Source organism: Streptomyces sp. NPDC056222, from assembly GCF_042264065.1.
In the GTDB taxonomy this organism is placed as follows: Bacteria; Actinomycetota; Actinomycetes; order Streptomycetales; family Streptomycetaceae; genus Streptomyces.
Genome location: NZ_JBHJTL010000023.1, coordinates 40,901 through 54,478, shown reverse-complemented (window position 1 = coordinate 54,478; position 13,578 = coordinate 40,901). Strand labels below are relative to the sequence as shown.

General features: G+C 73.4%; 12 protein-coding genes. 5 read left to right on the top strand and 7 right to left on the bottom strand.

All coding sequences use genetic code 11. From position 1 onward, the window contains the following. Positions 1–51 precede the first annotated feature (51 nt). The gene (locus ACFC0D_RS13930; protein WP_376434524.1) at positions 52–906 is read left to right on the top strand and encodes a serine hydrolase; all 855 of its coding nucleotides are present in this window, start codon (positions 52–54) and stop codon (positions 904–906) included. On the opposite strand, the gene mycP is transcribed toward ACFC0D_RS13930, so the two are convergent. Together mycP and ACFC0D_RS13920 are read right to left on the bottom strand one after the other, a co-directional pair. Beyond that, positions 881–2,062, bottom strand: coding sequence for a type VII secretion-associated serine protease mycosin (gene mycP, locus ACFC0D_RS13925; protein WP_376434522.1), 1,182 nt, complete (start codon positions 2,060–2,062; stop codon positions 881–883). The genes ACFC0D_RS13930 and mycP overlap by 26 nt on opposite strands. After that, the gene (locus ACFC0D_RS13920) at positions 2,059–3,192 is read right to left on the bottom strand and encodes a hypothetical protein (protein ID WP_376434520.1); all 1,134 of its coding nucleotides are present in this window, start codon (positions 3,190–3,192) and stop codon (positions 2,059–2,061) included. The genes mycP and ACFC0D_RS13920 overlap by 4 nt, the downstream gene beginning before the upstream one ends. Positions 3,193–3,697: 505 nt before the next feature. On the opposite strand from ACFC0D_RS13920, the gene ACFC0D_RS13915 reads away from it, so the two are divergent. Both ACFC0D_RS13915 and ACFC0D_RS13910 read left to right on the top strand, forming a co-directional pair. Then, the gene (locus ACFC0D_RS13915) at positions 3,698–4,045 is read left to right on the top strand and encodes a hypothetical protein (protein ID WP_376434518.1); all 348 of its coding nucleotides are present in this window, start codon (positions 3,698–3,700) and stop codon (positions 4,043–4,045) included. A 99-nt stretch (positions 4,046–4,144) separates the two neighbouring features. Then, positions 4,145–5,347 carry an amino acid deaminase/aldolase gene (locus tag ACFC0D_RS13910; RefSeq protein WP_376434516.1) on the top strand — a complete coding sequence of 401 codons (1,203 nt, stop codon included), beginning with the start codon at positions 4,145–4,147 and terminating at the stop codon, positions 5,345–5,347. A gap of 7 nt (positions 5,348–5,354) precedes the next feature. On the opposite strand, the gene ACFC0D_RS13905 is transcribed toward ACFC0D_RS13910, so the two are convergent. The 5 genes from ACFC0D_RS13905 to ACFC0D_RS13885 all read right to left on the bottom strand — a co-directional run bounded on the left by ACFC0D_RS13905 (position 5,355) and on the right by ACFC0D_RS13885 (position 11,167). Further along, positions 5,355–6,257, bottom strand: coding sequence for a DUF2510 domain-containing protein (locus tag ACFC0D_RS13905; RefSeq protein WP_376434514.1), 903 nt, complete (start codon positions 6,255–6,257; stop codon positions 5,355–5,357). Between the two features lie 22 nt (positions 6,258–6,279). Next, complete coding sequence (locus tag ACFC0D_RS13900; RefSeq protein WP_376434512.1) at positions 6,280–7,536, bottom strand: haloacid dehalogenase-like hydrolase; 1,257 nt, start codon at positions 7,534–7,536, stop codon at positions 6,280–6,282. Positions 7,537–7,629: 93 nt separating this feature from the next. Next, entirely contained in the window at positions 7,630–8,415 is a 786-nt protein-coding gene (locus tag ACFC0D_RS13895) for a 3-oxoacyl-ACP reductase (protein ID WP_376434510.1), read from the bottom strand. Positions 8,416–8,420: 5 nt separating this feature from the next. Further along, positions 8,421–9,794 carry an aldehyde dehydrogenase family protein gene (locus tag ACFC0D_RS13890; RefSeq protein WP_376434508.1) on the bottom strand — a complete coding sequence of 458 codons (1,374 nt, stop codon included), beginning with the start codon at positions 9,792–9,794 and terminating at the stop codon, positions 8,421–8,423. Positions 9,795–9,802: 8 nt separating this feature from the next. Further along, complete coding sequence (locus ACFC0D_RS13885) at positions 9,803–11,167, bottom strand: glutamine synthetase family protein (protein ID WP_376434506.1); 1,365 nt, start codon at positions 11,165–11,167, stop codon at positions 9,803–9,805. 129 nt (positions 11,168–11,296) lie between these two features. Here ACFC0D_RS13885 and ACFC0D_RS13880 point away from each other — a divergent pair, with 129 nt between their 5' ends. Both ACFC0D_RS13880 and eat read left to right on the top strand, forming a co-directional pair. Further along, complete coding sequence (locus ACFC0D_RS13880; RefSeq protein ID WP_376434600.1) at positions 11,297–12,007, top strand: FadR/GntR family transcriptional regulator; 711 nt, start codon at positions 11,297–11,299, stop codon at positions 12,005–12,007. Between the two features lie 113 nt (positions 12,008–12,120). Next, complete coding sequence (gene eat, locus ACFC0D_RS13875; RefSeq protein ID WP_376434504.1) at positions 12,121–13,563, top strand: ethanolamine permease; 1,443 nt, start codon at positions 12,121–12,123, stop codon at positions 13,561–13,563. Positions 13,564–13,578: the final 15 nt, after the last annotated feature.

The following is a 13,578-nucleotide window of genomic DNA, read 5'->3' as shown; positions in this document are numbered from 1 at the left end:
CGACGGCTCGCGCACAGGCCACACCCAGGCGGCGTTCCTAGCGTCCCGCCCATGCCCCGTCCACGCCTCGCCCTGCCGGCCGTCGTGCTCGCGGCGGCCGCCCTGTGCGCGCCCGCCGTGCGCCCGCCCGATCCCGTTCCGACCGCCTCGCGGCCCACCATGGAGGAGACGGCCACCGTGACCGTGGAAGTGGATCTCGACGCCGTCCTCATGGAGGCCGTCGGCCCCGTGGTCGCCGGGAGCGACGCGTCCTTGTCGGTCGGGGTGCTCGACCTCGCGACCGGGCGCTCGGCCTCGTACGGCGGTGCGGGACGGACGTACGACACCGCCAGTGTCGTGAAGCTCGACATCCTCGCGGCCCTGCTGCTTCGCGCGCAGGACGAGGGACGGGAGCCGACCGCGGCGGAGCGGACGGCCGCCGCCGCGATGATCGGGCGCAGTGACAACACGTCGGCGACGACTCTCTGGCAGACCATCGGCGGGGCCGAGGGGCTCGACGCGGCGAACGCGCGGCTCGGGCTCTCGGAGACGACCGGGGCCGCGGCATGGGGGCTGACCCAGACCACGGCGGCCGACCGACTGACCCTGCTGGCTGCCGTGTTCGGAACGGATTCGCCGCTGGACGCGGACTCCCGCGCGTATGCCACGGAGCTGATGGAGTCCGTGGTCGCCGGGCAGGACTGGGGAGTGTCCGCGGCAGGCGACGGGCCGGCGCTGAAGAACGGGTGGCTGCCGCGGGACACGACCGGCAGGTGGGACATCAACAGCGTGGGGCGGGTGACGGCCGGCGGGCGGGTCTACCTGGTGGCGGTGGTGTCCGACGGGCACGCCACCAAGGAGGCCGGGATCGGGCTCGTGGAGGACGCGGCCCGTGCGGCGGTCAGCGCGGTGGGCGCGGTCCTGTAGCGCGGCTTCCGCGCCAGAGGACGACCGCGGCGGCGAGCAGCAGCGCGCCGAGGCCGCCGGCGGTGGGGGCGAGCAGGCCGATCGGCCTGCCGTCGTCGGGGGCGGCCTGCGGTCCGGGGCCGAAGTACCGGCCGGCGTAGCCGGAGGTGGTGCTCTTGGGGTCGCCGCCCTTGAGCTCGAGACCGGCCTCGATCGCGGCTGCCGGGTCTACGGTGCCGTACCCCTTGGAGTCGCTGCGGCCGTCCTTGGGCCGGTTGCGGGCGGTGTCGATGAGGAGCTGCTTGACCTGGGCGGGGGTCAGCTCCGGGTGGGCTGCGCGGACCAGCGCGACGGCGCCGGAGACGAAGGCGGCGGCGGCGCTGGTGCCCCAGCCCTCGTAGTAGCGGCGGTCGGGGTTGGCCATGACGATGTCGACGCCGGGGGCGCTGACGGTGGCGTACCACCGGCGGGTGGAGAAGGACGCGCGGGTGCCGAAGCGGTCGACGGCGGTGACGGCGATGACGCCGGGGTAGGCGGCGGGGTACGAGATGTGGTCGCCCTTCTCGCCCCCGTTGCCGGCCGAGGCGACCACGGAGACGCCCTTGGAGAGGGCGTACTGGACGGCCGCGTCCTCGCCGGCGTCGGCGTGGGCGGACTTGGAGTCGTCGCCGAGGGAGAGGTTGATGACGTCGGCGCCGTGGTCGGTGGCCCAGCGGATGCCTTCGGCGAGTGCGGTGCCCCGGGTCTTGCGCGCCTTGTCGCGGGCCTTGTCGGTGCCTTCGAGGATGACCCGGACGGGCAGGATCTCGACCTTCGGGGCGATGCCGAGGACGCCGTCCTGACGGCCGGGGCCGTGGCCGTGTCCGGCGATGATGCCGGCCATGGCGGTGCCGTGAACGGCCCAGGTGCTCTCGCCCCGCTCGGCGCCGAAGCCGACGAGGTCCTTGCCGGCGAGGACCGAGCCGGCGAGGTCGGGGTGGTCGGCGTCGACGCCGGTGTCGAGGACGGCGACGGTGATGCCCTCGCCCTTGGTGGTCCGCCACGCCTCGGTGGTGTGCATGGCTTCGAGGCCCCATTGGCGTGCGCGGATGGTGTCGGCGTACGCGGGGGTGGTGGTGGCGGGGAGGACGGCGAAGGCGGTGGCGAGGACGGCCGCGAGGGTACGGCGACGGTTCACTGGTCGTCGTCCTTCTTCGCTGCCGCGGCGAGGGCGGCGCGCAGTCCGCGTTCGACGCGGTCGGCGACGCCCTTGGCCTCGTGGCCGAGGCCGGCCTGGGCGGGGGCACTGCTCTGTCCGGCGGCCATGGCCCGTTCGGCGGGCTCGGGGGCGGCGACGGGGCGGCCGTCGGCGAAGCCGGAGACGGCGGTGACGACGACGGGTAGGTCGGAGAGGGGGCGCGTGAACCAGCTGGCGCGCTGCGCGGCGCCGAAGCGGGCGGCGACGGTACCGGGGGCGGCGAGCGCCGGGGGGACGTCGGCGGCGATCCGCGCGGCTCCCTCGTCAGCGAGGGAGCGGGTGGCTTCGGGCTCGGCCTGGGTGAAGACGAGTCCGACGGTGACGACGCTGCTGGCGGTGGCGTCAGTGTAGGTGGCCCGCAGGACGCGGTCGCAGCCGACCGCCTGCACGGCCGTGAGCAGGCTCTTCTGCAGGACGGCGGCCGAGCAGGGCGCGTCGGCCGCGACGACGACCCGGGTCCAGGTGCGGTCGGCGGCACCGGGGCCGGCGCCGGGGCCGGCGAGGGTACGGGGGAAGAGGGTGTCGACGGGGACGTCGTGCCACAGGCCCTTGGCCCGCTCGTACCCCGCGGGCTCGGCGGCTGCTCCGGCGTCGGTGGCGGCGAGCACGGCCCCGGCGACGGCCCCGCCGACGAGCCCGACCCCGAGGACGAGACAGACCCCGGCGGCGACGACCGGCCCGGTCCGCCGCTCACGGATGGGCCGCAGCCGGGTGGTGGTCTCGACGGGCGTCTCGGGCGGCACGGTGAAGGGGCGGTACGCGGCGTGGTGGTGGCGCGGAGGCGCGGAGCGCGGGGGCTCCGAGCGCAGGGGCTCGGGCCGGGGAGGCACGGGGTGCGCGGACGCGGACCGGGGAGGCACGGGGCGCGGGGGCTCGGTGGCGCGGATGGGCCGGAGGCGGGTGGTCGTCTCGACCGCGGGCAGATCGGAGGAGGGAGCGGGGCCCACGGGGCGCGGGGAGGGGACGGCGCCCGGCGGTCGGTGGCCGCCACCGGCGGTGGGCGCGGTACGCGGAACGGCCATGGGCTGCTGCAGAGGCACACCGGGGGCGGCGGGGGTGGGACGGCCCACGGGCGCTATGGGCGGGGCGGCCGCCGGCCGCGGCGGAGCGGGAGCGGTGCGTCCGGCGCCCGGAGCGGGGGCGGTGCGTCCAGCGCCCGGAGCGGGAACGGTGCGTCCGGCGCCCGAGGCGGGAGCGGTGCGTCCGGCGCCCTGAGCGGGGGCGGTGTGTCCAGCGCCCGGGGCGGGAGCGGTGCGTCCGGCGCCCTGAGCGGGGGCGGTGTGTCCAGCGCCCGGGGCGGGAGCGGTGTGTCCGACGCCCTGAGCGGGGGCGGTGTGTCCAGCGCCCGGGGCGGGAGCGGTGCGTCCGGCGCCCAGAGCGGGGGCGGTGTGTCCAGCGCCCGGGGCGGGAGCGGTGCGTCCGACGCCCGGGGCGGCCGGCATGGAGGCCGTAGGCCGAGGCGCGCCGGAGCCGTCCACCGGCGTGGTCGGGCCCACGGGGACCGCGGGCGGGGCCGTCGCCGGCAAAGGCGGGGCGGTACGGGCTGCGTGTCCGGCGCCCGGCGTCGCCGGAGCCGTGGCAGCCGTGGCAGCCGGGGTGGCCGCGACGGGCACGGTACGCGGAGGCACGGCGGAGGCACCCGTCGGCGGGGCCGGGGTGGACCGCCCGGCGCCGGGCGCCGTCGGAGCCGATCCGGCCGGGGCGGTCGGCGGCCGGTCCGGGCGCGGCGGGGCGGTGTGCGGGTGGGGGGCGCTCGCGGCCGGCGCGGCGGCGGGCCGGCCCGGGATGCCGGGCGTCGCCGGGGTGCTTCCGGCGTCGGGGCTCGGGCCGGTCGTCGTGGGCGGGAGCAGGGCGTCGGTGATGCGGGACGTGGGGTGGTGCGCGTCGGTGCTCATCCCCGTCCCCCTGGTCGTCCCGTTGTGATGCCTGCCCCGGCAATGCCCGCCACTCTACGGGCTGTTCCGCGTGGCGCGGGAACCCCGGGGGCTACCCACCCGTAAACCGGTCTGGCAAGCTCGGGCCATGACTCCCCGCGCCGCCGACCGGGCCCGGTACGACCGGGCCACCGCCCATCTCGACGCGCCTGTCGCCATCGTCGATCTGGAGGCGTTCGACGCCAACGCCGACGACCTCGTGCGGCGCGCCGGCGGCAAGCCGATCCGGGTGGCGAGCAAGTCCGTGCGATGCCGCGCGCTCCTGGAGCGGGTGCTGGCACGTGAGGGCTTCGCGGGGATCATGTCGTTCACGCTCGACGAGTCGCTGTGGCTGGCCCGGGCCGGGTTCGAGGACGTCCTGCTCGCCTATCCGTCCGCCGACCGCACCGCGTTCGGCGAACTGGCGACCGACCCCAAGCTGGCCGCCGCCGTGACCGTGATGGTCGACGACCCTGCTCAGCTGGACCTGATCGACGCGGCACGCGCGGGTGGCGGCGAGGAGATCCGGGTCTGCCTGGAGCTGGACACCTCGCTCCGGCTGCTCGGCGGCCGGGTGCGGGTCGGCGCGCTGCGCTCCCCGCTGCGCGAGCCCGCCCAGCTCGCCGAGCTGGCCCGTTCCGTCGCCCGTCGGCCGGGCTTCCGGCTTGTCGGGATCATGGCGTACGAGGGGCATGTCGCGGGCGTGGGGGACTCGGTCGCCGGACGGCCGCTGCGGTCCCGGGCGATCCGTCTGATGCAGTCGGCCGCCCGTAAGGAGCTGGAGTCCCGGCGCGCGGCCGTGGTCCGTGCGGTGCGCGCGGTGGCGCCGGACCTGGAGTTCGTCAACGGCGGCGGTACGGGCAGCGTGCAGCACACGGCGGCCGAGGACGCGGTGACCGAGATCGCCGCCGGCTCGGGGCTCTACGTGCCGCGGCTCTTCGACAACTACACGTCCTTCACCGGCCGGCCGGCGGCTCTCTTCGCGCAGCCCGTCGTGCGCCGTCCCGGCGTCGGCGTGGTGACCGTGCTGGGCGGCGGCTACCCCGCGTCCGGTGCGGCGGGCCCGGACCGGCTGCCCGTCCCGTACCTCCCCGAGGGGCTGCGTTACGACCCCCAGGAGGGTCCCGGAGAGGTGCAGACGCCGCTGCTCGGGTCCCCCGCCGACGATCTCCTCATCGGGGACAAGGTGTGGTTCCGGCACGCGAAGGCCGGGGAGCTGTGCGAGCGGTTCGACAGCCTGCAGCTGATCGAGGGCGACCGGATCACGGCGACCGTCCCCACGTACCGGGGCGAGGGCCGCACCTTCCTCTGACCGGCGGTCAGGAGCCCGGGGTGAGCGAGCTGCCCACTCCTCCGCCCGTCGCGCTGCCGATGGGCAGGATCCCCTTGGTGATCTCGTCCATCGCGGCGAGCGGCGGGCCGTCGGCCCCCGCGTCGAAAGCGAAGCGCACGACGACCGGCGACTCGCTGCCCGTGGGGGACGGGAAGACCAGCGACTGGACGTAGCCGCCGGGGCCCTTGCCGGTCGTGACCTGCCACCTGACCAGATAGCCGGTACGTCCGGCGACGACGGCGGGGCGGGCGGCGACCTGCTTGTGGGACTGGATGTCGCCGTACAGCCAGTTCCCGAAGACGTCGTCCCCGAAGAAGGCGTCGGCGGCCAGGGCGATGTCCTCCTTGGCCATGGCCTCGGGGGTGGCGGCGTCGGTGCCCGACGCCGAGAGGGAGGACACGGTGCCGTGCCGGCACTGCTTGTTGGTGGCGCCGGGGCAGGGGTACTCGCCGACGGTCGTGATCGTCGGCGCGCCGCCCGAGGTGAACTCCGGCTTCTCCCAGCCCTTGATGACCGGGAGCGTGATCCCGTTGATCTGGTCGAAAACCTTGGTGGGGTCCTCGTCGGGCGGGCTGCTGGAGGAGCTGGAAGTCGGTGCCGATGTGGTCGTGGTCGCCGAGGTCGGACCCGCGGTGCCCGGGTCCTTCTCCTCGTCGCCGCCGACGATGACGACGACACCGGCGACGACCGCAGCGACGACGACCACCGCGCCGGCACCGAGCGCGACGGCCCGGCCCCGCCCGCGGCCGGGCGCGGGCAGAGCGGCGACGGCCGTCGTGGGCGCCGTCGCCTGTCGGGTGTGCGCGGTCCAGGTCGTACCGTCCCACCAGCGTTCGACGGTGGGAGTGGCCGGGTCCGGGTACCAGCCGGGAGGGGTCGTCATGCTCATCCCGCAAGCCTAGAGGGCGGGTTCAGGAACCGAACACGGAGTCCCACTGGTCGGGCACGACACTGCCGTCGGCGCGCCGCACGGGCTCTGCCGTGCCGTCGGCGGCGGTGTAGGCGGTGGTGGCGCACGGATAGGGGCTCGTCCTCTCCTTCTTCGGCTCGATGAACATCGGGTTCACGATCCAGCGGCCGTCGCTGTTGTCGTACGCGCGGCACATCAGCTCGTTCTTGTTGCGGTTGAGGACCAGCCGCAGTCCGGTCGCGTCGCGCAGGAAGGAGATGTCGGTGTCGGAGTCGCCGGCGGCGAACACCTGGCGCCGGGAGGCCGGTTGGACCCGCTCGGCGGCGGGTCCGCGCACGCCGAAGATCTCCTGGTTGATCCAGCAGCGCTTGCCGTCGATGTACGTGATCATCGAGTCCTCGCCGTCGCGTACGCCGCCGCAGCCCTTCAGCCGGGCGCCGAGCCGGCCGTGCTCGATGGTGTTGCGGATGCCTATGGCGTGCGAGGGAGCGATGCCGACGCCCCGGGCCCAGACGTCGACGACCGGTTCGGGCGAGGCCGAGACGATCCAGATGTCGAAGCCGGCCGCGCGGAGGGTACGGACGAGGTCGCGCTGCTGCTCGTAGTAGCGGACCCAGGCCGTGACGTCGCCGGTGCCGACCTGCTGGGTGGCGCCGATCGGGGCGGCGAGGCTCTCGGCGCGGGCGGCCGCGGCGAAGGACTCGACCTGGCGGGTGGTCCAGCCGCGCAGGAGCTGCGCGAGCCAGGCGTACTGCGGTTCCATCCGACGGTGGTCGAAGCCCGCGAAGGCCTCGCTGCCGGTGGTCGTGGCGCCCTCCGCGTAGACGGAGAGGATCTCGTCGGCGCAGCGGGTGTCGGTGGCCGTGGGCAGGGTGCGGACACCGGTGGGGCAGGCGTCGCGCAGGGCGGCGGCCGCGTCGGGGGTCAGATAGCGGCTGGTCGTGGTCCAGTCGTCGTTCACGGGCGGGCGGATGCGGCTGTTGCGCAGGAGCCAGTACATCGTGGCGTCGCCGACGTCGTTCTTGATGACGGTGTTGTCCCAGTCGAAGACGGCGACGGGCCGGTCGGCGCCCCTGTCCGCGCAGTGCGCGTCGATGAGCTCCTGCAGTCTCGCGCGGTTGTCGCCGTACCAGCCCTCGGAGACCTTCAGTGTGGGGCACTTCGCGGGCTTCGCGTGGGCGGGTGCGGCGGTGACCGGGCCGGCGAGGGCGAGAACCGTGGCGGCCGTGGCGGTGATCCGGCGGAATCGGGGGTTCATGGGCGCGCTCCTGTCGGGGTGTCCGGATGCACGACAGCCGGGCGCCTTGCGACGCCCGGCTGCCGGGTGGGGGGTGGAGGGTGGGTGGAGGGTCTAGAGCGGGGTCACGTACGCGCCCGAGATGCCGCCGTCGACGAGGAAGTCGGTGGCGTTGATGAAGGAGGAGTCGTCGCTGGCGAGGAAGGCGACGGCGGCGGCGATCTCCTCGGCCTCGGCGAAGCGTCCGAGGGGGATGTGCACGAGCCGGCGGGCGGCCCGCTCCGGGTCCTTGGCGAACAGCTCCTGGAGGAGCGGGGTGTTGACCGGCCCGGGGCAGAGGGCGTTGACGCGGATGCCCTCGCGGGCGAACTGGACGCCCAGTTCGCGGGACATGGCGAGCACGCCGCCCTTGGAGGCGGTGTACGAGATCTGGCTGGTGGCCGCGCCCATGACGGCGACGAAGGAGGCGGTGTTGATGATGGAGCCGCGGCCCTGTCGCTGCATGTAGGGCAGGGCAGCCTTGCAGCACAGGTAGACCGAGGTGAGGTTGACGTCCTGGACGCGCTTCCATGCCTCCAGGCCGGTGGTGAGGATGGAGTCGTCGTCGGGCGGTGAGATGCCCGCGTTGTTGAAGGCGATGTCCACGGAGCCGTAGGTGTCGAAGGCGACCTTGAAGAGGTTCTCGACCTCCTCGGGGTCGGTGACGTTCACCTTGACGAACGTGCCGCCGACCTCCTCCGCGGCTGCCTTGCCGGCGGTCTCGTCGATGTCGCCGCAGACGACGTTCGCGCCTTCGGAGGCGAGGCGGCGGGCGGTGGCGAGGCCGATGCCGCTGCCGGCCCCGGTGATGACGGCGGTACGGCCGACCAGACGGCGGCAGACGATCTCTTCGGTGCTCATGCGGTTCAGGCCTCCGTGCTTTCCGTGCTGATGAAGACGTTCTTGGTCTCGGTGAACGCGGTGAGGGCGTCGGGGCCGAGCTCGCGGCCGAGGCCGGACTGCTGGTAGCCGCCGAACGGGGTCCAGTAGCGGACGCTGGAGTGGGAGTTGACGGAGAGGTTGCCGGCCCTGACGGCGCGCGAGACGCGCAGCGCGCGGCCCACGTCGCGGGTCCAGATCGAGCCGGCCAGGCCGTACTCGGTGGCGTTGGCGAGCCGGACGGCGTCGGCCTCGTCCTCGAAGGGCAGGACGACGGCGACCGGTCCGAAGACCTCCTCGACGGCGCAGGGCGCGTCCTCGGCGAGGCCGGTGAGGACGGTCGGCGGGAACCAGAAGCCGGGGCCCTCGGGGGCCTTGCCCCGGATGCCGGGGAGCGAGTCGGGGACGTACGCCCGTACACGCTCCAGCTGGGCCCGGGAGATGAGCGGGCCCATCTGGGTCCTCTCGTCGGCCGGGTCGCCGACGACGATCCCCTCGACGGCGGCGGTGAGCAGTTCCAGGAAGCGGTCGTGGACGGAGCGCTGGACCAGGATGCGGGTGCGGGCGCAGCAGTCCTGGCCGCTGTTGTCGAGGAACGACATCGGCGCCGCGGCGGCCGCGGCCTCGATGTCCGCGTCGGCGAAGACGATGTTCGGGCTCTTGCCGCCGAGTTCGAGCGTCACCCGCTTCACCTGGTCGGCGCACTTGGCCATGATGCTCTTCCCCACCCGCGTCGAGCCGGTGAAGACGATCTTGGCGATGCGGGGGTGTTCGACGAGCGCGTTGCCCGCGACGGCGCCCTCGCCCGGGAGGACCTGGAAGAGGTCCTGGGGAAGTCCCGCCTCCAGGGCGAGTTCGGCGAGTCGGAGCGCGGTGAGCGGGGTGGTCTCGGCGGGCTTGAGGATCACCGCGTTGCCGGCGGCGAGGGCCGGGGCGGTGGCCCAGGCGGCGATCGGCATGGGGAAGTTCCAGGGCGCGATCACGCCGACGACGCCGAGGGGTTCGAGGATCGTGACGTCGAGACCGCCGGCGACGGGGATCTGGCGGCCGTTGAGCCGCTCCACTCCCCCGGCCGCGTAGTCGAGCAGGTCCCGGACGTTGCCCGCCTCCCAGCGGGCGTTGCCGAGGGTGTGGCCGGCCTCGCGCACTTCGAGGAGGGCGAGCTCCTCGGTGTGGGCGTCGACGACGGCGGCGAAGCGGCGCAGCAGCCGGGCCCGGTCGGCGGGGGCGGCGGCGGCCCAGCCGCGCTGCGCCCGGGTCGCCCGTACGACCGCGGCGTCGACGTCGGCCGGCGTGGCGGCGGGGACGGTCGCGACGACCTCTTCGGTCGCCGGGTTGAGTACCTGGAGTTCCTGGAGCAACTCTTTCCTCACATGCGTTCGAAGGAGCGGCGCAGCTCCCAGTCGGTCACCGCGGCGTCGTACGCGTCGAGCTCGACGCGGGCCATGTTGCGGTAGTGCGCGACGACCTCGTCCCCGAAGGCGGCCTTGGCGATCGGGCTGGTCTCCCAGAGTTCAGCGGCCTCGCGCAGGGTGGTGGGGACGTGGGCGTACTCGGCGGTGTAGGCGTTTCCGCCGCAGGCCGCGGGCAGTTCGAGCCGCTGCTCGATGCCGTACAGACCGGCGGCGACCAGGCCGGCGACGGCGAGGTGCGGGTTGACGTCTCCGCCCGGCAGACGGTTCTCGAAGCGCATCGAGCGGCCGTGGCCGACGACGCGCAGGGAACAGGTCCGGTTGTCGACGCCCCAGGCGACGGCGGTGGGGGCGAAGGAGCCGGGCTGGAAGCGCTTGTAGGAGTTGATGTTGGGGGCGTAGAGGAGGGAGAAGTCGCGCAGCGCGGCGAGCTGTCCGGCGAGGAAGTGCCGCATGACGTCCGACATCCCGCCGGGTCCGTCGCCGGCCATCACGTTCGTGCCGTCGGCGTCCTGGAGCGAGAGGTGGATGTGGCAGGAGTTGCCCTCACGCTCGTTGTACTTCGCCATGAAGGTGAGCGAGACGCCTTCCTGGGCGGCGATCTCCTTGGCACCCGTCTTGTAGACGGCGTGCTGGTCGCAGGTGACGAGGGCCTCGTCGTACTTGAAGGCGATCTCGTGCTGGCCCGGGTTGCACTCGCCCTTGGCGGACTCGACGGTCAGTCCCGCGCCGGCCATCTCGTTGCGGATCCGCCGCAGAAGGGGCTCGATGCGGCCGGTGCCGAGGACGGAGTAGTCGATGTTGTACTGATTGACGGGGGTCAGGTTCCGGTAGTTCGCGTCCCAGGCCTGCTCATAGGTGTCCTTGAAGACGATGAACTCCAGCTCCGTGCCGACGTGGGCGGTGTAGCCGTGTTCGGCCAGCCGTTCCAGCTGGCGGCGGAGGATCTGGCGGGGTGCGGCGACGACGGGTGAGCCGTCGTTCCAGGCGAGGTCGGCGATCAGCATCGCCGTACCCTCGTTCCACGGGACGCGGCGCAGGGTGGAGAGGTCGGGGTGCATGGCGAAGTCGCCGTAACCGCGGTCCCAGGAGGACATCTCGTATCCGTCGACCGTGTTCATCTCGGTGTCGACGGCCAGGAGATAGTTGCAGCCCTCGGTGCCGTGGTCGAGGACGTCGTCGAGGAAGAACGGTGCGGCGAACCGCTTGCCCTGGAGCCGTCCCTGCATGTCGGGGAAGGCCAGGACGACTGTGTCGATCTCGCCGCTCGCGACGAGGGCACGGAGCTCCTCGACGGAGAGCGGGGCTTTACGGTCTGCCACGGGATTACTCCTCCTTCGGCCAGCCGGGAGTCATAAGGTATTGCTGAAGACCATTGCTTGGGAAGGGGAAACCGCAACGTGGCGAAGATCGGTGGGGAGACGGACGCGGCGACGGCCGGCGCGGCGGGCATGCCGGACCGGCTGACGCCCGTGCTGCGGCCGGTGCGGGCGGGCAACGGCTTCGAGGAGGCGCTGGAGCAGATCCTCCAGGTCGTGCGGCTCGGCCTGGTGCCGGGCGGGGAGCGGCTGCCCGCCGAGCGTGAGCTGGCCGACCGGATGGGGATCAGCCGGGTCACCCTGCGCGAGGTCCTGAAGGTCCTCCAGGAGCAGGGGCTCGTGGAGAGTCGGCGCGGACGGTACGGCGGAACGTTCGTGCTGCACCGGCCGCAGACGGCCGACGAGGACGAGCTGCGCCGCCGGATCGCCTCGATCGACGTCGAGGACACCCTGCGCTTCCGCGAGGTCCTGGAGGTCGGTGCGGCGGGGCTCTGCGCGGCGCACGGACTGACGAGCGAGGGCACGGAGCGGCTGCGGGCGGCCCTGACGGCCACGCACGACGCCACGCTGGCGGACTACCGGCGCCAGGACACGCTGCTCCATCTCACGCTCGCCGAGCTCTCGGGCTCCCCGACGCTCACCGCCCAGTACGCGGCCGTCCGGGCGACGGTCAACGACCTCCTGGACTGCATCCCCCTGCTCGTACGCAACCTGGAGCACTCCCAGCACCAGCACACGGCGCTGATCGAGGCCGTCCTCGACGGCGACGCCGACGCGGCCCGCGAGGTCATGCGCGAACACTGCGGGGGCACGGCGGCGCTGCTGCGGGGCTTCCTGACGTGACACCGCCGGATTCGCCGTAACGCGAAAGTAACGCACGGGGGTTGCGTTCCAGCCGACCCGGCGCAAAGGTATGGTCCCATTCCATTGGGCCCGACGCGGGAGCTGACGCTGCCATGACGCTCGAAGACACCTCCGGGGACAAGACAGCACCTGACGACTACCTCGAACGCCGCGCCCTGCGCCGCGGCAGCGCCGGCTGGCTGCTGCTCACCGGACTCGGCGTCGCCTACGTCGTCTCCGGCGACTTCTCCGGCTGGAACATCGGCCTGTCGAAGGGCGGGTTCGGCGGACTCGCCGTCGCCACCGTCCTGATGGGCGCGATGTACGCCTGTCTCGTCTTCGCGCTCGCCGAACTGTCCGCGATCCTGCCCACCGCGGGCGGCGGCTACGGCTTCGCGCGCCGCGCGCTGGGCACCTGGGGCGGCTTCCTCACCGGCACCGCGATCCTCATCGAGTACATCCTCGCCCCCGCCGCGATCTCCATCTTCATCGGCGACTACGTCGAATCGCTCGGCCTGTTCGGCCTCGAGTCCGGCTGGCCCGTCTATCTCGCCTGCTTCGTGATCTTCATCGGGATCCATCTGTGGGGCGTGGGCGAGGCACTGCGTTTCAGCCTGATCGTGACGGCGATCGCGGTCGCGGCCCTGGTCATCTTCGCGCTCGGCGCGCTCAGCGACTTCCACGTCGACGGGCTGAACGACATCCCCGTCGACACCGACGCGCTCGGCTCCAACTCCTGGCTCCCGTACGGCCTCCTCGGCATCTGGGCCGCGTTCCCCTTCGGCATGTGGTTCTTCCTCGGGGTCGAGGGTGTGCCGCTCGCGGCCGAGGAGGCGAAGGACCCGGTCCGCTCGATGCCGAAGGCGCTCGCGATCTCGATGGGCATCCTGGTGCTGCTCGCCGTGATGACCTTCTTCGCCTCCACCGGGGCGCGCGGCTCGGCCGCCATCCAGGAGGCGGGCAACCCGCTGGTCGTCGCGCTGCAGGGCGACGGGGACCCGACACTGCTCAGCCGATTCGTGAACTACGCGGGCCTCGCCGGCCTCGTGGCCTCGTTCTTCTCGCTGATCTACGCCGGTTCGCGCCAGCTCTTCGCCCTGTCCAGGGCCGGGTACCTTCCCCGGTTCCTCTCCCTCACCAGCCGCCGCAAGTCGCCGTACCTGGGACTTCTCATCCCGGGCGCGATCGGCTTCGCGCTCGCCGCGGGGACCGGGAACGGCGCGCGGATGCTGAACATCGCGGTGTTCGGCGCGACCATCTCGTACGCCCTGATGGCGCTCTCCCACATCGTGCTGCGCCGCCGCGAGCCGGAGCTGCACCGCCCGTACCGGACGCCGGGCGGGGTGGCGACCTCGTCCGTGGCCTTCGTCCTCGCCCTGTCGGCGCTGGTGGCGACCTTCCTGGTCGACAAGGACGCGGCCTTCATCGCCCTCGGGGTCTATGTGATCGCCCTCGCCTACTTCGCGTTCTACAGTCGGAAGCATCTGGTGGCCAAGGCGCCGGAGGAGGAGTTCGCGGCGCTGGCGGCGGCCGAGGCCGAACTCGAACGCGACTGACCACCACCGACCGAC